The organism is Serratia sp. LACPHL-BACT-2024-00286 (genome assembly GCF_043109535.1).
GTDB lineage: Bacteria > Pseudomonadota > Gammaproteobacteria > Enterobacterales > Enterobacteriaceae > Serratia > Serratia sarumanii.
Genome location: NZ_JBICNA010000001.1, coordinates 229,200 through 249,327, shown reverse-complemented (window position 1 = coordinate 249,327; position 20,128 = coordinate 229,200). Strand labels below are relative to the sequence as shown.

The following is a 20,128-nucleotide window of genomic DNA, read 5'->3' as shown; positions in this document are numbered from 1 at the left end:
TTCATCAGCCTGGCAGGGAGCTGCTCAGCGGCCCATACGGGATCGTGAGCGCCATTGAAGGACGAGACCTAAAATGAGTGCTTCGATAACCGCCGGCGAAAGCCGCGACAACGGCCTGCAGGCCATCTGGAATCGTCTGCGCGCCAACCCGAAAATTCCGTTGCTGGTCGCCGCCTCCGCCGCGATCGCCATCGTTGTCGCGCTGCTGTTGTGGGTGAAAAGCCCTGACTACCGCGTGCTGTACAGCAATCTGAACGACCGCGACGGTGGCGCCATCGTCACCCAGCTGACGCAGATGAATATCCCTTACCGCTTCGCCGAGAATGGCGCAGCGCTGCTGATCCCGGCGGAAAAGGTGCATGAAACCCGCCTGCGCCTCGCGCAGCAAGGGCTGCCGAAGGGCGGCGCCGTCGGCTTCGAACTGCTGGATCAGGAAAAATTCGGCATCAGCCAATTCAGCGAACAGATCAACTATCAGCGCGCCCTTGAGGGCGAGCTGTCGCGCACTATCGAATCGCTGGGGCCGGTGCAAAACGCCCGCGTTCACCTGGCGCTGCCTAAACCTTCGCTGTTCGTGCGCGAACAGAAATCCCCTTCCGCGTCGGTGACGCTGACCCTGCAACCCGGCCGTGCGCTGGACGACGGCCAGATCAACGCCATCGTTTATATGGTGTCGAGCAGCGTCGCCGGCCTGCCGCCGGGCAACGTGACCGTGGTCGATCAGGCCGGGCGCCTGCTGACGCAGTCCGACGGCACCGGGCGCGATCTCAACGCCTCGCAGCTGAAATACGCCAACGAAGTGGAAAACGGCTTCCAGCGCCGCATCGAAGCGATCCTCGCCCCGGTGGTCGGCAGCGCCAACGTGCGTGCGCAGGTCACGGCACAGATCGACTTCGCCACTCGCGAACAAACCGATGAGCAGTACCAGCCGAACCAGCAGCCGGACAAAGCCGCTATCCGCTCGCAGCAAACCAGCCTGAGCGAGCAGATCGGCGGGCCACAGGTGGGCGGCGTGCCGGGCGCGCTGTCCAATCAGCCGAGCGCGCCGGCCACCGCGCCGATTGAGACCGCCAAGCCGGCCACCGCCGCAGGCAACAATGCCAATGCCAACGCGACCGCGCAAAACGCCGCGACCACCCGCAGCGCGGCGGCCAACGGCGTGCCGCAAAATACCCGTCGCGACGCGACCACCAACTACGAGCTCGACCGCACCATTCGTCACACCCAGCAAAAAGCCGGCACCGTGCAGCGTCTGTCGGTCGCCGTGGTGGTCAACTATCTGGGCACCGATAAAGACGGCAAACCGCAGCCGATGAGCAAAGAGCAGCTGGCGCAGATCGAAGCGCTGGTGCGTGAAGCGATGGGCTACTCCAGCAGCCGTGGCGACACCCTGAACGTGGTCAACACGCCGTTTACCGACACTCAGGTGACCGGTGGCGAACTGCCGTTCTGGCAAAGCCAGTCGTTTATCGATCGCCTGATCGACGCGGGCCGCTATCTGCTGGTGCTGCTGGTGGCCTGGCTGCTGTGGCGCAAACTGGTGCGGCCGCAGCTGCAACAGCGCCAGGCGGCGCAACAGGTCGCCGCCGCCAACGCCCCTGCCGCCAAAGCGGTCGACAGCAGCAAACCGAGCAACGAGGAGCTGGCGCAGCGTCGTAAATCGCAGCAACGCGTCAGCGCAGAAGTCCAGAGCCAGCGGATCCGCGATCTGGCTGACAAAGACCCACGCGTGGTCGCTCTGGTAATCCGCCAATGGATGAGTAACGAGATATGAGCCTGACCGGAACCGACAAAAGCGCCATCCTGCTGATGACGCTGGGTGAAGATCGCGCGGCGGAGGTGTTCAAACACCTCTCCTCGCGCGAAGTACAGCTGCTGAGCGGCACCATGGCCGGCATGAGCCAGGTTTCACACAAACAGCTCGGCGAAATACTGACCGAGTTCGAAGACGACGCCGAGCAATACGCGGCGCTGAGCGTCAACGCCAGCGACTACCTGCGTTCGGTGCTGGTCAAGGCGCTGGGCGAAGAGCGTGCCGCCAGCCTGCTGGAAGACATTCTCGAATCGCGCGAGACCACCACCGGCATGGAAACGCTCAACTTTATGGAGCCGCAGAGCGCCGCCGATCTGATCCGCGACGAACACCCGCAGATCATCGCCACTATCCTGGTGCACCTCAAACGCGGCCAGGCGGCGGATATCCTGGCCCTGTTCGACGAACGCCTGCGCAACGACGTGATGCTGCGTATCGCCACCTTCGGCGGCGTGCAGCCGGCGGCGCTGGCGGAGCTGACCGAAGTGCTGAACAACCTGCTCGACGGCCAGAACCTCAAACGCAGCAAAATGGGCGGGGTGCGCACCGCCGCCGAGATCATCAACCTGATGAAAACCCAGCAGGAAGAAGCGGTCATCGACGCGATGCGCGAATACGACGGCGAGCTGGCGCAGAAGATCATCGACGAGATGTTCCTGTTCGAAAACCTGGTGGAAGTCGACGATCGCAGTATCCAACGCCTGCTGCAGGAAGTGGAAGGCGAGTCGCTGCTGATCGCCTTGAAAGGCGCCGAACAGCCGCTGCGCGAGAAGTTCCTCAAGAACATGTCGCAACGCGCCGCCGACATCCTGCGCGACGATCTGGCCAACCGTGGGCCGGTGCGCATGTCGCAGGTGGAGAACGAGCAGAAAGCCATCCTGCTGGTGGTGAGACGCCTGGCGGAAAGCGGCGAAATGATCATCGGCGGCGGCGAGGACACCTATGTCTGATCGCATTAACACCCTGCCCTGGCAGCCCTGGTCGCTCAACGATCTGGGCGAACAGAAACCGGCGATCGAACTGCCGCAGTTGCCGGATCTCGAACTTGACGATCCGTCGCCGGACGCACAGGCCGAATTGCAACAGCAGTTGGCGACGCTGCGCCTGCAGGCGGAGCAACAGGGCCAACAGTTGGGCTATACCGACGGCCAGCAAAAAGGCTATGAGGCCGGTTTTCAGTCCGGACTGGAGGAAGGCCGCCAGCAAGGGCTGCTGGAAGCGCAACAGCAGCAACAGCCGCTGACCGCCCACTGGCAGCAGCTGGTCACCGAATTCCAGCACACGCTGGACGCGCTCGACAGCGTGATCGCTTCGCGGCTGATGCAGCTGGCGCTGACCGCCGCCAAGCAGGTGCTGGGCCAGCCGCCGGTGTGCGACGGCACCGCCCTGCTGGCGCAGATCCAACAGCTGATCCAGCAGGAACCGATGTTCAACGGCAAGCCGCAGCTGCGGGTACACCCGGACGACTACTCGCGCGTCGAGCAGCAGCTGGGGGTCACCCTCAGCCTGCACGGCTGGCGCCTGCTGGCGGACGGCGAGCTGCACCCGGGCGGCTGCAAGGTCAGCGCCGAGGAAGGCGATCTCGACGCCAGCCTGGCGACGCGCTGGCATGAATTGTGCCGCCTGGCGGCACCGGGAGAAGTCTGATGACCGCGCGTCTCGGCCGCTGGCTGAGCTCTCTGGATACGCTGGAAAAACGCATCGCGCGCGCGCCGATGGTACGCCGCTACGGTCGCCTGACCCGCGCCACCGGATTGGTGTTGGAAGCCACCGGCCTGCAGCTGCCGCTCGGCGCGACCTGCCTTATCGAACGGCACGACGCCGGTGAGGTGCAGGAAGTGGAAAGCGAAGTGGTCGGCTTCAACGGCCAGCGGCTGTTCCTGATGCCGCTGGAAGAGGTGGAAGGCATCGTGCCGGGCGCGCGGGTTTACGCCCGCATCGCGCCGGAAGGCCAAAGCGCCGGCAAACAGCTGCCGCTCGGCCCGGCCCTGTTGGGGCGGGTGCTGGACGGCAGCGCCAAACCGCTCGACGGCCTGCCTTCACCGGAAACCGGTTACCGCGCGCCGCTGATCACCGCGCCGTTCAACCCCTTGCAGCGCACGCCGATCGAGCAGGTGCTGGACGTGGGGGTGCGCACCATCAACGGCCTGCTGACCGTCGGCCGCGGCCAGCGCATGGGCCTGTTCGCCGGCTCCGGCGTCGGCAAGAGCGTGCTGCTCGGCATGATGGCCCGTTATACCCAGGCGGATGTGATCGTCGTTGGCCTGATCGGCGAACGTGGCCGCGAGGTCAAAGACTTTATCGAGAACATTCTCGGCGCCGAAGGCCGGGCGCGATCGGTGGTGATCGCCGCGCCGGCGGACGTCTCGCCGCTGCTGCGCATGCAGGGGGCGGCCTACGCCACCCGCATCGCCGAAGATTTCCGCGATCGCGGGCAGCATGTGTTGCTGATCATGGACTCCCTCACCCGCTACGCCATGGCGCAGCGTGAGATCGCCCTGGCCATCGGCGAGCCGCCGGCGACCAAAGGCTACCCGCCTTCGGTCTTCGCCAAGCTGCCTGCGCTGGTGGAACGCGCGGGCAACGGCATCAGCGGCGGCGGTTCCATCACCGCCTTCTACACCGTGTTGACCGAAGGGGACGATCAGCAAGACCCGATCGCCGACTCGGCGCGCGCCATCCTCGATGGCCACGTGGTGCTGTCCCGGCGCCTGGCGGAAGCCGGCCACTACCCGGCGATCGACATCGAAGCGTCAATCAGCCGCGCCATGACGTCGCTGATCGACGAAGAGCATTACCGCCGGGTGCGCACCTTCAAACAGATGCTGGCCAGCTATCAGCGCAACCGCGATCTGATCAGCGTCGGCGCCTACGCGGCGGGCAGCGATCCGTTGCTGGACAAAGCGATGACGCTGTATCCGCAGATGGAAGCCTACCTGCAACAGGGCATCTTTGAACGCAGCGGCTATGATGAAGCCTGTCAACAGCTGCAGCAGTTGATTGTTTAACGTCACCAGAGGCGCACAGCGATGAAATCACAATCCCCCCTGATTACCCTGCGAGATCTGGCGCAGGATGCGGTGGAACAGGCCGCGCAACAGCTGGGCCAGGTACGGCAGGCGCAGCAGGCGGCGGAGCAGCAGCTGTCGATGCTGCTCAACTATCAGGACGAATACCGCCAGAAGCTGAATCATACGCTCTGCGACGGCATGGACAGCTCACGCTGGCAAAACTACCAGCAGTTTATCGGCACGCTGGAACAGGCCATCGACCAACACCGCCAGCAGCTGCTGCAGTGGGGGCAGAAAGTGGATCATGCGGTGAAGCAATGGCAAGACAAACAACAGCGGCTGAACGCTTTCGAGACCCTGCATACCCGCGCTCTGACGGCGGAGCAGCAGCAGGAGAACAAACGGGATCAAAAACTGATGGATGAGTTCGCTCAACGCAGTGCACAAAGGAATATCAACCCATGAATCTGAACGCCCTGCCCGGTCTGGCCTTACCCGGCGACGCCGGCGGCCTGGCCGAACTGACGTCGGCGCTGGATGAGAGCCAGCTGTCGTCCGCTTTCGCCCAGCTGCTCGGCGCCCGTTTCGCACCCGCCGCCGACGGCAAACAGCCGCCGGTCGCGCTGAGCGCGGACGAAGAACGCGCCCCGGCCCTGAGCCGCAACCAGCTCAATCAACTGCTGGCCACCTTCGGCGAGCGCGGCGGCCTGCTGCCGGGCCAGACCGTCTCAGCCGACGCGCTTTCACCTGAAGGCACCGAGGGCGAAGCGCCCGCCGCCGGCGATAAACCGGCGCAGCCGCCGATCGCCGCCGCCAAAGAGCTGGATGCCGCAACGCTGCAGGCGCTGTACGCCATGCTGCCGGCCGCGATCGTCGCCCAGGCGCAACCGGCCGAAGGCCAACGCTCGCTGCCGGTGGAAAGCGCTGACGAGGCGACTGCGCTGCAGCCCGGCAACGGCCTGCTGAACATCGCGGCGGCCGGTGATAAAACCGCTGCGCGCGCGTCGGCCTCTCCTGATCCGTCGCTGACGGGCGCGAAATCGCCGGCTACCGACGGCGATAATGCCAAGGCGGCGCTCCCGCAACCGACCAACGGCGAACGCGCAAGCACCGCACAACCGCTGCCGGCAAGCGATACGCAGCAGCCAGCGACGCTCAACCACGCTGTCGCCCTGGCCGCCGCCAGCCCGACGCAAACGGCCGCCCCGGCCAGCGCACTGGTGACCGCACCGCCTGCGCCGCAGCTCAACGCGCAGCTGGGCAGCCCGGAGTGGCAGCAGGCGTTGAACCAACAGGTGCTGATGTTCCACCGCAACGGCCAGCAGAGCGCCGAGCTGCGCCTGCACCCACAGGAGTTGGGCGCCTTGCAGATCACGCTAAAGCTGGACGATCAGCAGGCACAACTGCACATCGCCTCCGCTCACGGCCAGGTGCGTGCGGCGGTGGAAGCGGCGATGCCGCAGTTGCGTCACGCGCTGGCGGAGAGCGGTATCAACCTGGGGCAAAGCAGCGTGGGCGGCGAGTCCACCCCGCAATGGCAGCAGCAGGCTTCCAACGGCCAGGGTCGTTCCAACTATGCTGAACATCATGGCGGTGATGGCGCAGCCGCCGAGGGCGTCAGCGCACCGGTGGCGCTGCAGCGCATGGCCAGTGCGGTCAACGGCGTCGATATTTTCGCCTGAGCCGCCGCAAACGCCCAAGCTGGCACCCATTTGCGCGTCTATTCAGGCTATTGCACGCCACAATAGACGCGATAATACCTTTACATGTCATGCGTGCGGCTTTGCCGCGCGCTATGCCCGCCGCCTCGCCGGCCGCGGGTGGAACAACAGGAATTAGATTTGGCTATGTCTCAGAACACCCTTCCCGCAGCACCGAAACGCCCCCTTCTGGTCATCCTGCTGGTGTTGATCAGCGTCGTCGCCTGTGGCGCCGCGGGCTACAGCTGGTGGCTGCTGCAACAGCATAAAAACGGCGCCGAACCGGCCGCCGCCAAACAGCAACCGCCGGCCGCGCCGGTGTTCATGCCGCTCGACACCTTTACCGTCAACCTGGTGACGCCGGACAACAACCCGGATCGCGTGCTGTACATCGGCCTCACGCTGCGTCTGCCGGACGAAAGTACCCGCCGTCAGCTGAACGATTTTCTGCCGGAAGTGCGCAGCCGTCTGCTGATGCTGCTCTCCCGCCAGGAAGCGAGCCAGCTGGCCAATGAACAAGGGAAGCAACGGTTGGTGGCGCAGATTAAGGACGTGCTCAGCCCGCCGCTGGTTAAGGGACAACCGAAGCAGGTGGTCAGCGATGTGCTGTTCACCGCCTTCATACTGCGGTAATCACTATGGGCGACAGCATTCTTTCACAGGCAGAGATCGATGCCTTGCTCAACGGCGACAGCGCGGGTGATGAACCCGAAGCGATAGTCGGCAAAGAGAGCGAGGTCAAGCCTTACGATCCGACCACCCAGCGCCGCGTGGTGCGCGAGCGTCTGCACGCGCTGGAAATCATCAATGAACGTTTTGCCCGGCAGTTCCGCATGGGGTTGTTCAACCTGCTGCGCCGCAGCCCGGACATTACCGTCGGCCCGATCAAAATCCAGCCGTATCACGAGTTCGCCCGCAACCTGCCGGTGCCGACCAACCTGAACCTGGTGCATCTGAACCCGCTGCGCGGCACCGCCCTGTTCGTGTTCGCGCCGAGCCTGGTGTTCATCGCCGTCGATAACCTGTTCGGCGGCGACGGCCGCTTCCCGACCAAGGTCGAAGGCCGCGAGTTCACCCCGACCGAACAGCGGGTGATCAAGCGCATGCTGCGCCTGGCGCTGGACGCCTACGGCGACGCCTGGAGCGCCATCTACAAGATCGACGTGGAGTACGTACGCGCCGAAATGCAGGTGAAGTTCACCAACATCACCACTTCGCCGAACGATATCGTGGTCACCACGCCGTTCCAGGTGGAGATCGGCGCGCTGACCGGCGAGTTCAACATCTGCATTCCGTTCGCCATGATTGAGCCGCTGCGCGAGCTGTTGACCAACCCGCCGCTGGAAAACTCGCGGCAGGAAGACAGCCATTGGCGCGAAACCCTGGTGAAGCAGGTGCAACACTCCGAACTGGAGCTTATCGCCAACTTCGTCGATATCCCGATGCGGCTGTCGAAAGTCCTGAAGCTGCAGCCGGGCGATGTATTACCGATAGACAAGCCGGAACGCCTGATTGCCCATGTGGACGGCGTACCGGTGCTGACCAGCCAATACGGCACGTTGAACGGGCAATATGCCCTGCGTGTTGAACATTTGATTAACCCTATTTTGAATGCTCTGAGTGAGGAACAGCCCAATGAGTGATCCTAAGCAACCGTCTGGCGAAGGAAAGGAATCCGTAGACGATCTGTGGGCTGATGCGTTTAACGAGCAGCAGTCCTCAGAGAAATCCGGCGCGAGCACCGAAGGGGTGTTCAAGTCGCTGGAAGCTCAGGATGCGCTCGGCAGCCTGCAGGATATCGACCTGATTCTGGATATTCCGGTCAAGCTGACCGTGGAACTGGGGCGCACCAAGATGACCATCAAAGAGCTGCTGCGCCTGTCGCAAGGCTCGGTGGTAGCGCTGGACGGCCTGGCCGGCGAGCCGCTGGACATCCTGATCAACGGTTACCTGATCGCACAAGGTGAAGTGGTGGTGGTGGCCGACAAGTTCGGCGTGCGCATCACCGACATCATCACCCCGTCCGAACGCATGCGCCGACTGAGCCGCTGATGACCGTCGCGGCGCCCGTTACCGTCCAAAGCAGCCAACCACCCGCCGCGCCGGCCTTGCCGGCCGGTTCGGTGTTGATGCAGGTCAGCAGCGCGCTCGGCGGCATTCTGCTGCTGATCCTGCTGGCCGGTTGGCTGTTCCGCCGGCTGGGCTTCGCCCCGCAGGCGCGCAACAACAAGCTGCTCAACCTGCGCGCCAGTTGCCAGGTCGGGCAGCGCGAGCGCGTGGTGGTGGTGGAAGTCGACGATACCTTGCTGGTATTGGGCGTCACCGCCCAGCAGATCACCCCGCTGCACACCCTGCCCGCCCCGCCGAAAGACGAGGGCGCGGCCGACGCGGCGACGCCGGCGGACTTCCGCCAACTGATGCAAAAAGTTCTGAAACGCCCGGAAAAATCGGCATGACCTCGACTCTTCATACCCTCGTCCGCCGTCCGGCGGTTTGGCTCCCTGCCGCCCTGCTGTTCATCAGCCCGGCGGCTTTGGCGCAACTGCCGGGGCTGATCAGCCAGCCGCTGGCCAACGGCGGCCAAAGCTGGTCGCTGCCGGTGCAGACGCTGGTGCTGTTGACCTCGCTGACCTTCCTGCCCGCCATGCTGCTGATGATGACCAGCTTCACCCGCATCATCATCGTGCTCGGGCTGCTGCGCAACGCGCTGGGCACCCCGTCGGCGCCGCCGAACCAGGTGATGCTGGGGCTGGCGCTGTTCCTGACTTTCTTCATCATGTCGCCGGTGTTCGACAAGGTCTATCAGGATGCCTACCTGCCGTTCAGCCAGGACAAGATCGGGTTGGAGGTCGCGCTGGATAAAGGCGCGCAGCCGCTGCGCGAATTCATGCTGCGCCAAACGCGCGAAACCGATCTGGCGCTGTACGCCAGGCTGGCCAATCAGCCACCGCTGGCCGGCCCGGAGGCGGTGCCGATGCGCATCCTGCTGCCCGCCTACGTCACCAGCGAACTGAAAACCGCCTTCCAGATCGGCTTTACGGTGTTCATTCCGTTCCTGATTATCGACCTGGTGGTCGCCAGCGTGCTGATGGCGCTGGGGATGATGATGGTGCCGCCGGCCACCATCTCGCTGCCGTTCAAGCTGATGCTGTTCGTGCTGGTCGATGGCTGGCAGCTGCTGCTCGGCTCGCTGGCGCAGAGTTTCTATTCGTAACCCCCGACCGGAGAACGCGAGATGACACCTGAATCGGTTATGGCGCTCGGCACCGAAGCGATGAAAGTGGCGCTGGCGCTGGCCGCCCCGCTGCTGCTGGCGGCGCTGATCAGCGGCCTGGTGGTCAGCCTGCTGCAGGCCGCCACCCAAATCAACGAAATGACGCTGTCGTTCATCCCCAAAATTCTGGCGGTGGTGGCCACCATCATCATCGCCGGCCCTTGGATGTTGAACCTGCTGCTGGACTACATGCGCACCCTGTTCAGCAACCTGCCCACCCTGATCGGCTAACCGTGCTCACCTTCGACAGCGCGCAGCTCACCGTCTGGCTCAGCCACTATTTTTGGCCGCTGCTGCGCATTCTGGCGCTGATAAGCACCGCGCCGGTATTCAGCGAAAAGCAAATCAGCAAAAAGGTCAAAATCGGCCTTGGCGGGCTGATCGTCATCCTGATCGCGCCGACGCTGCCCGCCAGCAATATCCCGATCTTCTCCGCCGCCGGCCTGTGGCTGGCGATTCAACAAATTCTGATCGGCGTGGCGCTGGGATTGACCATGCAGTTCGCCTTCGCGGCGGTGCGCCTGGCGGGCGAAGTGATCGGCATGCAGATGGGCCTGTCGTTCGCCACCTTCTTCGATCCCAGCGGTGGCCCGAACATGCCGGTGCTGGCGCGCCTGCTCAACCTGCTGGCGATGCTGCTGTTCCTCAGCTTCGACGGCCATCTGTGGCTGATTTCGCTGCTGGCGGACAGCTTCCACACCCTGCCTGTCCAAACGCAGCCGCTGAACGGCAACGGCTTCCTGGTGCTGACCCAGGTCGGCTCGCTGATCTTCATCAACGGCATGATGCTGGCGCTGCCGCTGATCTGCCTGCTGTTGACGCTGAACATGGCGCTCGGCTTGCTCAACCGCATGACGCCGCAGCTGTCGGTCTTCGTGATCGGTTTCCCGGTCACCATGACCTTCGGCATCATGACGCTGGGCATGATGATGCCGATGCTGGCGCCGTTCTGCGAACATCTGTTCGGTGAAATCTTCGATCGGCTGGCGGCGGTGATCGGCGGCATGACCTTCTGAATCCCTGCTCCGCCCCTTCTTTCCCCTCCCGCTTCCCTCTGAGACAAAATGGCAATAAAAACGCTTTCCTGGAACAAAAGCCTGAGAAACGTCTTTTATCCGGATTAAGGTTCAAATGTCTCCGGCGGCTTGAATAAATAAAACCCCGGCCTAGAATAGACCCGGCAACAAAAAATATCGCCTTGCATCACCTTGATTTTCCGCGGCGATAAAATACGTTTATCTCGAGTAAAAAATAAAAACAACTCAGTCACGCATTGTTAAATGCGCGGCAGATAACTGACACCCTGAATAAATGCGTCCGGCGCCTGCCGGCTGCAGGGCGCAGCATCGACCTTTGCTAACCACAGGAGCGAGATCATGATTAAAGCGAAAAGCAACCGCAAGGCACGCCGGTTATTCGGTTTGACCCACTGGAAAAGCAACAAGTTTAGAGTTTCTTTTACCGAGACGGCCGACGGCGGGAAATGGAAAGTGGTGAAGAAAAAGAAATAGCACCACTATTTATCGTCAGGGAAATAATATCCATCACGATTTTTCCGCCACTGATTTCAATAATGCCGTTGCGCATTAAACAGGGGTGACAATCGTATTATTTCTTTCTTGATGAAAAAAAGGCGCGTCGCTCAGTCAGTAGTGGGAGAACAAGCGACGCGCCAAACGAGTGCGCCCGGTTTCAAGAAGCCTCCCTCCCCGCGGGGCGGAGAGGGTATTTTCTAAGCGCACTAAAGGGAAACCCGTCGCGGTCAGGCAACGGGGTATTGCTCTTAACGATTCATCTGGAACAGCGACATGCCCTGCATATCGCTGAAGGTTTTATACGACGCCTGCAGCGCCGCCTGCTGCATAAAGTAAGACGAAATAGACTCGGCCAGATCGGCATCCGTCAACGCGCTCATCTGGACCTGGTTGGTCATGTCGCGCTCTTTGCCGATGCTGTCCAGCTGATCCATTTCCTGCAGCTGGCTACCCAGCTCGGCGCGTACGCTCAGCACGTTGTTGTAAGAGTTGTCCAGGCCGCGGTTGGCTTTCGCCAGCGCATCGTTCACCTGCTGCCTGGTGGCCTCATCGGCGCCCTGCAGCGGGGTTTTCAGCGCGTTCAGCGCGATATCAATGCTCTCGAACACGTTGCTGACCGGCGCGCTGCCGTCCGGCTCAGGCTTGGGATTGCTGGTCAATGACATGAACACCGCGTTGCCGGTATGGCCGATGGTCATGGTGCGGTTGGCGTCCACTTTCTGCTGAACCGTCTTGTCGCCGCCCTGATAGCTGACGGTGCCGCCGTTATCGACGAACGGCGCCTTGTCGTTCACGTATCCGCCGAACATATAGCGGCCGTTGCCGTCGGTGCTGTTGGCCTGGTTCAGCAGCTGATCTTTCAGCCCCTGCAGCTGGGTGGCCAGCGACTGACGGTCGTTATCGCTTTCGGTGCCGCCGGCGCTGACGATCAGCGCCTTCATGTCCGCGATGGTGGACGTTGCGCCGGCCAAGACCGTTTCTTCCATCGACACGCTTTGGCGAGCGAAAGTGCGCGCCAGCGTGTATTGGCTGTTTTCCGCCTGCGACTGCGACAACATCACCGCGCGCGACGCCGCCAGCGGATCGTCGGACGGGTTGATCACCCGCTTGCCCGAGGAAAGCTGCTCGGCGGCCTTCATGAACAGCGACTGGTTGCCCGTGATGCCGTTCATGTTCTGTTGGTACATCATGCTGGTGCTCATGCGCATGCTGTGGGTTCCTTACTCTGAGCGTCGGCGCCGTAATCGGCGCCGATTAACAATAAAATCAACGAATATTCAGCAGCGCATCGAACAGCGAGCTGGCGGTCTGGATCACCTGCGCGTTGGCCATGTAGTACTGCTGGAAACGCAGCAGCTCACCGTACTCTTCGTCGAGGTTAACGCCAGACATCGACTGCTGTTGCGCGCCCAGCTGCGTCACGATCTTGGCCTGCGACGTGGCGATGGCCTTGGCGGCAGCGGTCTGGTTGCCGACGCCGCTGACGATGCCGGCGTAAGCGCCACTCAGGGTCGCCTTGCCGTCCACCAGGTTTTTGGTTTGCAGATCCAGCAGCTTCTTGGCGTTTTCGTTATCGCCGCGGCCGCTGTCGTCTTTACCGGCGGCGGCGATCTTGGATGAATCGGTGATGGCCACTTTCAGATTGCCCGCCACGTCGCTGACCGGCTTCACGGTGAAGCTGTCTTTGGCCTGCGCATTGCCGTCGATGCTCACTTCCAGCCCGTCGAAGTTCAGCGTCGGTTTGCCGTCGGCGCTGGTGCCCGGCGTGGCGTTGACTTTCACGTTGTCGGGCAGGCGACTGACCTGCCAGTTGCTGCCGTCGAACTCGACGCGATAATCGTTGGCCTTCACCTTGCCGGTGTCGGTGTAAGCGACCGACAGCGACGCATCGCCGGTGTTGCGGGTGTTATCCACCACCCGGCCGCCGCTGAAGCTGAAGAAGTCGCCGCCCGCGTCGCCGTTCAGGTCGAAACCGGCGCGATGCTGCTGGTTGAAGCTGTCCGCCATCGCCAGCGCCAACTGGCCCAGCTGATTGCGCACGCCGTCCAGCGTCTCGCTGCGGAATTTCAGCACGCCGCTCAGCGTGCCGCTGGTGATCTGGCCTTCCGGCACTTCGCTGGCGCCGTTGCCGCGGTTATAGCCGATGGTCAGACGGGAAGGATCGCTGCTGGAAGGCACGGCTTCCACCTGATAGGTGTTGCTGCCCTGCACCAGGGTCAAACCGTTGGCGAAGGAGACGGTATAGGCGTCGCCGTCCTGCTGCGTGACCTGTACGCCCACCAGCTGGTTCAGCTCGGTAACCAGCTGATCGCGCTGATCCAGCAACGCATTCGGCTCGCCGCCGGCGCTGCCGCGCAAGCGGGTGATCTCGTCGTTCAGTTTGGCGATCTGTTGGCTGTAGCTGTTGATCTGCTGCGCCGTATCGCTGATCTGCTGATTGACGCCGCTGTCCATGTCGCGCAGGAATTTGTCGGTGTTGTTGAACTGGTTCACCAGGCCGTTGGCCTTGCCCAGCACCGTCTGGCGCGCGGCGTCGTCACCGGCGTTGCTCACCAGGTTCTGCAGGTTGGTGAAGAAATCCTGCATGTTGGTCGACAGCGGGTTGGTTTTGCTCGCCAACAGGTTGTCGATCTGCGAAATCTTCTCGTAATAGGCGTTTTGCGCCCCGAACGAACTCTGTGCGCCGCGCAGCTGGTTGGTGATGAACTGGTTGTACTCGCGGTTGACGCTGGTGACGGTGACGCCGTTGCCGATAAAGCCGCTCATGGTGGCCATGCCGCCGTTCTGCGCCAGGATCGCGGTCTGGCGGTTATAGCCCGCCACGTTGTAGTTGGAGATGTTGTTGCTGACGGTACTGAGCGCCACCTGAGCCGCATTCAGCCCGCTCATCGCGGTATTGATTAAGCTATTGGACATCGGAATTCCTTATGCTGCGGCGCCGGTGGCCCACAGGGTTCAAATTGAGCTGCTGAGCCTGTTCGCTCAGCCTGTCTCGGTTATCGGCAAAAATGAGAAGAACTTGAGGAAAAAAAGCGGCAATGCGGTCAGCCTCCGGCCAGCCTTCATTACCGCCTATCCCCTCAATAATTGGCGCCGCAGCAAGGCAACAAGCATGACGGGGATTTAGAACAACTCTTTCAAATCGTGGGTATAGGCTTTGACCGCCTGTTCCCCCGCGCTCTTCATCTGCTGGATCACGCTGACCAGTTTGCTGGCGTACTGCGGGTCGGTGGCGTATCCGGCGCGCTGCAACGCATGCGCCGCCTGCTCCGGGCTGCGCGCGGCGGCCACGTCGGCGTAGCGCGGGTTGTTGGTCAGCAGTTTGACGTAATCGGCGATCGCTTCGACATACGAACCGTAAACGCGGAACTTCGCCTTCACCTTCTTCGCCGCGCCCTGTTCGAACTCGGTGGTGGTGATCTCCGTCACCGGCCCGTTCCAGCTGCCGCCGGCCTTGATGCCGAACAGGTTGTAGCTCGGCGTGCCGTCTGAGGTCGGGATCTCGCGCTGCCCCCAGCCGGACTCCAGCGCCGCCTGCGCGACGATCAGCTGATGCGGAATGCCGCTCTGCTGGCTGGCCACCTTCGCCGGTATCGACAGGCGAGCGACGAAGTTGCCGTTGTTGAGCGACAGCGGCGCGGCGGCCGGCGGAGCTTTCGGCATCGCGCGGCGCACCATCTGCTCCAGCGCCTGGTTCGGCAGCGTTTGCAGCACCTCGTTGTCCAACGCCATCGGCGACAGGCCCGCCGTTTCACTCGGCACCGTGTTGGCATTGCTCATCTGCTTGACCATCATGTCCGCCAGCCCCAGCCCTTTTTGCGACATCTGCTGGGCGATTTGCTGGTCGTACATCGAGGTGTAGAGCCGCGTTTGATCGCTGCTCAATACCCCGTCCTGCGGCAAGGCGGAACGCATGCTTTTCAGCATCATCTGCACGAACATGCCCTCCACCTGCTGGGCCACCTGCTTGAGGTTGCCCTGCGGGTCGGCCGCCGCGTCGCGCTTGAGGCCGTTCAGCGCCTGGGCGTCATAGGCCGCGCCCGACATCGCCATCAGATCGCCGGCCATCAGATGATTTCCAGCTTGGCGCGCAGGCAGCCGGCGCTCTGCATCGCCTGCAGGATCGACATCAGGTCGATCGGCGTGGCGCCCAGCGCGTTCAGCGCGCGGATCACGTTGTTCAGGTTGGCGCTGGCGTTCACCTTCTGCAGCGATCCGCCCTGCTGTTGCACCGAGATCTGGGTGTTTGGCGTCACCACCGTCTGGCCGCCGCCGAACGGCGTCGTCGGCTGGCTGACGGTGTTCTGCCGATCGACCACCACCGACAGGTTGCCCTGGGCGACGGCGCAAGAGTCGAGGATCACATCGCGGTTCATCACCACCGAACCGGTGCGCGAGTTGATGATCACTTTGGCGTCCATCGCGCCGACGTTGACGGTAATGTTTTGAATCTCCGCCAGGAAGCGCACCTGAGAGCTGTTGCCCTGCGGCACCAGCACCTGGATCGTGCGGGCGTCGAGCGGCGTCGCGGTGCCGCCGCCGCGTTGGCGGTTGATGGCATCGCTGATCTGCTGCGCCAGCGTGAAATCTTCGTCGTTCAGCTGCAGGTTGAGAACGCCGCCGCTGCCGAAGGTGGTCGGCAGCTCACGCTCGATGGTGGCGCCGTTGCTGATGCGCCCGCCCGCCAGCTGATTGACCTGCACGCTGCTGCCGCCGGCCGCCGCGCCCGCACCGCCGACCAGCACGTTGCCCTGCGCCAGCGCATAAACCTGGTTATCCACGCCTTTGAGCGGCGTCATCAGCAGGGTGCCGCCACGCAGGCTCTTGGCGTTGCCCATCGAAGAAACCACCACGTCGATGTTCTGCCCGGCGCGCGAGAACGGCGGCAGTTTGGCGGTCACCATCACCGCCGCCACGTTTTTCAGCTGCATGTTGGTGCCCGGCGGCACGGTGATGCCCAGCTGCGACAGCATGTTGCTCAGGCTTTGGGTGGTGAACGGCGTCTGCATGGTCTGGTCGCCGGAGCCGTCCAGCCCCACCACCAGGCCGTAGCCGATCAGGGCGTTGTCTCGCACGCCCTGCACCGTCACCAGATCGCGGATGCGCTCCGCCGCCGCCGGCAAGCACACCAGCCCGACGCACAGCGCGATAAACCATTTTTTCAGCATCAGTCAATCCTTAGAACGGTGAAACATTTAAGAAGAAACGCTGCAGCCAGCCCATGGTCTGCGCTTCGTTGATATAGCCATTGCCGACGTATTCGATACGCGCGTCCGCCACCTGCGTCGAGGTCACCGAGTTGTTGCCGCTGATGGTGCGCGGATTGACGACGCCGGAGAAGCGGATGAATTCGGTGCCCTGGTTGATGGCGATCTGCTTTTCCCCCACCACGTGCAGGTTGCCGTTGGCCAGCACCTGGTTGACCGTCACCGTAATGGTGCCGTTGAAGGTGTTGTTGGCGTTGGCACCGCCCTTGCCGCCGAAGGTGCTGTCGCCGGAAATGTCCATATCGGCGCGCGCATTGCCCAGCAGGCCGTCAAGGTAACGCGGCGAGGTGGCGACGCCGAACTTGCTGGCGCCGTTGCGGCTGGCGTTGGCGGAGGAGCTTTTGCTGGCGCTGACGTTTTCCTGCAGCACGATGGTCAGGGTGTCGCCGACGTTGCGCGGACGGCGGTCTTCGAACAGCGGCTGGTAGCCGTAGTTCATCGGCTGCACCGTCTGGAAGATCGAGCCGTTCGGCATCGGCGCGCTGGCCGGCGCCGGTTGCGCCGTGGTCGCGCCGTCCACCAGCGGTTTGTGCGGGATATAGGCGCAGCCGCTCAGCGTCAGCATCACCATGCCCGCCAGCCAGCGTTGTCCCTGCCGCGGCAGGATTGCCATCGAATATGTGGTTACCACGGGTATCGCCTTTGTTTCACGAAAGAGAATGACGGGCGCGGCAAGCCGGGCCCGTCAATGACAGATTACAGTTGCGTCAGCTTTTGCAGCATCTGATCGGAGGTCGATACCGCTTTGCTGTTAATCTCGTAAGCGCGCTGAGTCTGGATCATGTTGACCAGCTCTTCCGCCACGTTGACGTTGGAGGTTTCCACGTAACCCTGATACAGCAAACCGGCGCCGTTCAGCCCCGGCGTGCTCTCGTTCGGCGCACCCGAGCTTTCGGTTTCCTGGTACAGATTCTCGCCCACGCTCTCCAGACCGCTGTCGTTGACGAACGTGGTCAGCGTCAGTTGGCCCACCTGCTGGGCGGCGGTTTGCCCCTGCTGGGTGACGCTGACGATGCCGTCGCGGCCGACGGTGATGGACAGCGCGTTAGCCGGAATGGTGATCGCCGGCTGCACCTGGAAACCGCTGGAGGTCACCAGTTGGCCGTTCTGATCGATCTGGAACGACCCGTCGCGGGTATAGGCCTGGGTGCCGTCCGGCAGCATCACCTGGAAGAAACCCTGCCCCTTGATGGCGACGTCTTTACTGTTGTTGGTCTGCGACAGGTTGCCCTGGCTGTGCAGACGCTCGGTCGCCACCGGACGCACGCCGGTGCCGATCTGCAGGCCGGAAGGCAGCGTGGTCTGCTCGGAGGACTGCGCCCCCGGCTGACGCATGGTCTGGTACAGCAGATCTTCAAATACCGCACGCTGGCGTTTGAAGCCGTTGGTGCTGACGTTCGCCAGGTTGTTGGCGATCACGTCCATGTTGGTCTGCTGCGCGTCCAGACCGGTTTTGGCAATCCATAAGGATGGAATCATCGGTTATTTCCTTGCTGCTTAACTCAATGAGAGCAGTGAGTTGGCACGCTGTTCGTTTTCATCCACGCTGTGGATGACCTTCATTTGCATTTCAAAACGGCGGGCGTTGGCGATCATGTCGACCATGGTCTCCATCGGCTTGACGTTGCTGCCCTCCAGCACGCCCGGCATCACCCGCACCTGCGGATCGTTTTGCAACTGATTGCCGCGCTGCTGTTGGGTTTCCGGCGTCAGGCGGAACAGCCCGTCGTCACCGCGCATCACTTCGCGCGCATCGGCCTTCACCAGCTTCAGGCGGCCGATCTGCGCGATGGTGTTCGGCGGATCGCCGGCGTTCAGCGCCGAAATGGTGCCGTCGGCCGCGATGGTGATCTCCGCCGACGGCGGCACCTCGATCGGGCCGCCGTCGCCCATCACCGGCAGCCCCTGCACCGTCAACTGCCCGGTGGAGGAGATCTGAATGTTGCCGTTGCGGGTATAGGCCTCACCGCCGCCCGGCAGGCTCACCGCCAGGAAACCGTCCTGCTGCAGCGCCACGTCCAGCGGACGCGCGGTGTAGTTCAGCGCCCCCTGGCTCATGTCGGCGCCCGGCGTCGACGCGGTCACCAACGTGCGCGTCGCCAGGCTCGGCCCGTCGACCGGCACCGCGCGCAATGCGGCGAGCTGGGCGCGAAAGCCCGGCGTCGACGCGTTGGCCAGGTTGTTGGCGGTGATGGACTGCTGCTCCAGCGTTTGGCGCGCCGCGCCCATCGCGGTATAAATCGCGTGATCCATAACTCGGCCCTATTAGCGCAGGCTAACCAGCGTCTGCAGGATGGAGTCCTGCGTCTTGATGGTCTGGGCGTTGGACTGGTAGTTACGCTGCGCGACGATCATGTTCACCAGTTCCTGGCTCAGATCGACGTTGGAAGATTCCAGCGCGCCGCTGGTCAGCTTACCGAAGCCGCCACCGCCCGACAGACCGACGCGCGGCTGACCGGACGCGCCGGTTTCCTGCCAAACGTTATCGCCCTGCGACGCCAGCCCTTCCGGGTTGGAGAAGTTGGCCATGACGATCTGGCCCAGCACCTGGGTCTGCTGGTTGGAGTAGATGCCCACGACGGTGCCGTCGTTGTTGATTTGGAAGTTGGTGTATTCACCGGCGGCATAGCCGTCCTGCGCCACTTTGCTCACCGAGTCGCTGCCCACGTTCTGCTGCATGCTGCCGGCGAAGCTCAGGGTAAAGTTTTGCGCCGGCGCGCCGTCTTTGGCAGTCATCGGGATCACCATGCTGAACTCGCCCGGCGCGCCGTTGGTGCTGGTGGTTTTCACCAGGTTGCCGCTGGTGCTGAACTCCATGGTGCCGGCGTTCACTGGCGCGGCGCTGCCGTCCTGGGTATAGACCTGCCACTTGTTGTCGTCGGTCTTGACGAAGTAGGCGTTGATGTTGTGCGCGTTGCCCAGCGAGTCGTAAGCGGTGATGGTGTTAACGTAGTTGTAGCTGTCCTGTTTGGTCGGATCGAAGGTCTTGTTCTCCGGCACCTTATGGGTGGACTTCAGGTTGGTCACCATCTCGCCGGAAGTGGACGCCTTGGCATTCATCATGCCTTCAGGAATGCTCAGCGGCACCGGGTTGGCGCCCTGCTGGATGGTCGGCGGGGAACCGGCCGCCGGATAACCGGTCAGCTGCAGGCCCTGCATGTTGGTCAGGTTACGGTTCTCGTCCAGCTTGAACTGGCCGTTGCGGGTATAGAAGATGCCGCCGTCTTTATCCTGCATGCGGAAGAAGCCGTTGCCGTTGATGGCGATATCCAGCGCACGGCTGGTGCCGGTGGTGGTGCCGCCCTTGAAGTTCTGGGTGATGCCGGACACCTTGACGCCCAGCCCAACCTGCGAACCGGCGAACATGTCGGCGAAGGAGACGCTGCCGGATTTGAAGCCCGCGGTCGCGGAGTTGGCGATGTTGTTACCGATCACGTCCAGATTGGTTGCTGCCGCGTTCAAGCCGCTGACTGCCTGAGAAAAGGCCATGTTATTCTCCGAATAGTGGTCAGGCTATCGTCCGATTGA

Annotated in this window: 23 protein-coding genes; 15 read left to right on the top strand and 8 right to left on the bottom strand. The window is 62.8% G+C overall.

The window, feature by feature from the left end:
• The first annotated feature begins 73 nt into the window (after positions 1 to 73).
• The 14 genes from fliF (at position 74) to sra (ending at position 11,309) form a co-directional block, all read left to right on the top strand.
• Positions 74 to 1,774, top strand: coding sequence for a flagellar basal-body MS-ring/collar protein FliF (fliF, locus tag ACF8MC_RS01255; RefSeq protein WP_164104843.1), 1,701 nt, complete (start codon positions 74 to 76; stop codon positions 1,772 to 1,774).
• On the top strand, positions 1,771 to 2,763 hold the full coding sequence (gene fliG / locus ACF8MC_RS01250; RefSeq protein WP_033634975.1) for a flagellar motor switch protein FliG: 993 nt from the start codon (positions 1,771 to 1,773) through the stop codon (positions 2,761 to 2,763). The genes fliF and fliG overlap by 4 nt, the downstream gene beginning before the upstream one ends.
• Positions 2,756 to 3,460, top strand: coding sequence for a flagellar assembly protein FliH (fliH, locus tag ACF8MC_RS01245; RefSeq protein WP_033653642.1), 705 nt, complete (start codon positions 2,756 to 2,758; stop codon positions 3,458 to 3,460). Before fliG ends, fliH begins: the two co-directional genes overlap by 8 nt.
• Positions 3,460 to 4,821, top strand: a complete 1,362-nt coding sequence (gene fliI, locus ACF8MC_RS01240) for a flagellar protein export ATPase FliI (protein WP_033634977.1) — start codon at positions 3,460 to 3,462, stop codon at positions 4,819 to 4,821. Before fliH ends, fliI begins: the two co-directional genes overlap by 1 nt.
• Before the next feature lie 21 nt (positions 4,822 to 4,842).
• Positions 4,843 to 5,289 (top strand): flagellar export protein FliJ, encoded by a 447-nt coding sequence (fliJ, locus tag ACF8MC_RS01235; RefSeq protein ID WP_033647768.1) that lies wholly within the window; start codon positions 4,843 to 4,845, stop codon positions 5,287 to 5,289.
• Positions 5,286 to 6,506, top strand: coding sequence for a flagellar hook-length control protein FliK (locus ACF8MC_RS01230; protein ID WP_103773554.1), 1,221 nt, complete (start codon positions 5,286 to 5,288; stop codon positions 6,504 to 6,506). Before fliJ ends, ACF8MC_RS01230 begins: the two co-directional genes overlap by 4 nt.
• Before the next feature lie 165 nt (positions 6,507 to 6,671).
• Positions 6,672 to 7,157, top strand: coding sequence for a flagellar basal body-associated protein FliL (gene fliL, locus ACF8MC_RS01225; RefSeq protein ID WP_039565519.1), 486 nt, complete (start codon positions 6,672 to 6,674; stop codon positions 7,155 to 7,157).
• Between the two features lie 5 nt (positions 7,158 to 7,162).
• Positions 7,163 to 8,167, top strand: a complete 1,005-nt coding sequence (fliM, locus tag ACF8MC_RS01220) for a flagellar motor switch protein FliM (RefSeq protein ID WP_033634981.1) — start codon at positions 7,163 to 7,165, stop codon at positions 8,165 to 8,167.
• Positions 8,160 to 8,576 carry a flagellar motor switch protein FliN gene (gene fliN / locus ACF8MC_RS01215; protein ID WP_004934799.1) on the top strand — a complete coding sequence of 139 codons (417 nt, stop codon included), beginning with the start codon at positions 8,160 to 8,162 and terminating at the stop codon, positions 8,574 to 8,576. The genes fliM and fliN overlap by 8 nt, the downstream gene beginning before the upstream one ends.
• The gene (gene fliO, locus ACF8MC_RS01210; protein WP_033647771.1) at positions 8,576 to 8,980 is read left to right on the top strand and encodes a flagellar biosynthetic protein FliO; all 405 of its coding nucleotides are present in this window, start codon (positions 8,576 to 8,578) and stop codon (positions 8,978 to 8,980) included. Before fliN ends, fliO begins: the two co-directional genes overlap by 1 nt.
• Positions 8,977 to 9,738, top strand: a complete 762-nt coding sequence (gene fliP / locus ACF8MC_RS01205) for a flagellar type III secretion system pore protein FliP (protein WP_025303257.1) — start codon at positions 8,977 to 8,979, stop codon at positions 9,736 to 9,738. The genes fliO and fliP overlap by 4 nt, the downstream gene beginning before the upstream one ends.
• Positions 9,739 to 9,759: 21 nt before the next feature.
• Positions 9,760 to 10,029, top strand: a complete 270-nt coding sequence (gene fliQ / locus ACF8MC_RS01200) for a flagellar biosynthesis protein FliQ (protein WP_004934803.1) — start codon at positions 9,760 to 9,762, stop codon at positions 10,027 to 10,029.
• Positions 10,030 to 10,031: 2 nt separating this feature from the next.
• Positions 10,032 to 10,814 carry a flagellar biosynthetic protein FliR gene (gene fliR / locus ACF8MC_RS01195; protein ID WP_033647774.1) on the top strand — a complete coding sequence of 261 codons (783 nt, stop codon included), beginning with the start codon at positions 10,032 to 10,034 and terminating at the stop codon, positions 10,812 to 10,814.
• A gap of 360 nt (positions 10,815 to 11,174) precedes the next feature.
• Positions 11,175 to 11,309: a stationary-phase-induced ribosome-associated protein gene (gene sra / locus ACF8MC_RS01190; protein ID WP_086556932.1), complete on the top strand. Its 135-nt coding sequence runs from the start codon at positions 11,175 to 11,177 to the stop codon at positions 11,307 to 11,309.
• Positions 11,310 to 11,581: 272 nt separating this feature from the next.
• On the opposite strand, the gene flgL is transcribed toward sra, so the two are convergent.
• Entirely contained in the window at positions 11,582 to 12,541 is a 960-nt protein-coding gene (flgL, locus tag ACF8MC_RS01185) for a flagellar hook-associated protein FlgL (RefSeq protein WP_041035613.1), read from the bottom strand.
• A 58-nt stretch (positions 12,542 to 12,599) separates the two neighbouring features.
• Complete coding sequence (gene flgK, locus ACF8MC_RS01180) at positions 12,600 to 14,249, bottom strand: flagellar hook-associated protein FlgK (protein ID WP_033634988.1); 1,650 nt, start codon at positions 14,247 to 14,249, stop codon at positions 12,600 to 12,602.
• Between flgK and ACF8MC_RS01175 the strand changes: the two genes are divergently transcribed.
• Entirely contained in the window at positions 14,242 to 14,460 is a 219-nt protein-coding gene (locus tag ACF8MC_RS01175) for a hypothetical protein (protein WP_033653639.1), read from the top strand. The genes flgK and ACF8MC_RS01175 overlap by 8 nt on opposite strands.
• On the opposite strand, the gene flgJ is transcribed toward ACF8MC_RS01175, so the two are convergent.
• From flgJ to flgE, 6 genes are all read right to left on the bottom strand, one after another.
• Positions 14,457 to 15,401, bottom strand: a complete 945-nt coding sequence (gene flgJ, locus ACF8MC_RS01170; RefSeq protein ID WP_060438546.1) for a flagellar assembly peptidoglycan hydrolase FlgJ — start codon at positions 15,399 to 15,401, stop codon at positions 14,457 to 14,459. The genes ACF8MC_RS01175 and flgJ overlap by 4 nt on opposite strands.
• Entirely contained in the window at positions 15,401 to 16,501 is a 1,101-nt protein-coding gene (locus ACF8MC_RS01165) for a flagellar basal body P-ring protein FlgI (protein WP_004934816.1), read from the bottom strand. The genes flgJ and ACF8MC_RS01165 overlap by 1 nt, the downstream gene beginning before the upstream one ends.
• A 10-nt stretch (positions 16,502 to 16,511) precedes the next feature.
• Positions 16,512 to 17,213, bottom strand: coding sequence for a flagellar basal body L-ring protein FlgH (flgH, locus tag ACF8MC_RS01160; protein ID WP_004934817.1), 702 nt, complete (start codon positions 17,211 to 17,213; stop codon positions 16,512 to 16,514).
• An 83-nt stretch (positions 17,214 to 17,296) separates the two neighbouring features.
• Positions 17,297 to 18,079 (bottom strand): flagellar basal-body rod protein FlgG, encoded by a 783-nt coding sequence (gene flgG, locus ACF8MC_RS01155; RefSeq protein ID WP_004934819.1) that lies wholly within the window; start codon positions 18,077 to 18,079, stop codon positions 17,297 to 17,299.
• An 18-nt stretch (positions 18,080 to 18,097) separates the two neighbouring features.
• On the bottom strand, positions 18,098 to 18,853 hold the full coding sequence (locus ACF8MC_RS01150) for a flagellar basal body rod protein FlgF (RefSeq protein ID WP_033647783.1): 756 nt from the start codon (positions 18,851 to 18,853) through the stop codon (positions 18,098 to 18,100).
• Positions 18,854 to 18,865: 12 nt separating this feature from the next.
• Positions 18,866 to 20,089 (bottom strand): flagellar hook protein FlgE, encoded by a 1,224-nt coding sequence (gene flgE, locus ACF8MC_RS01145; protein ID WP_033634993.1) that lies wholly within the window; start codon positions 20,087 to 20,089, stop codon positions 18,866 to 18,868.
• Positions 20,090 to 20,128: the final 39 nt, after the last annotated feature.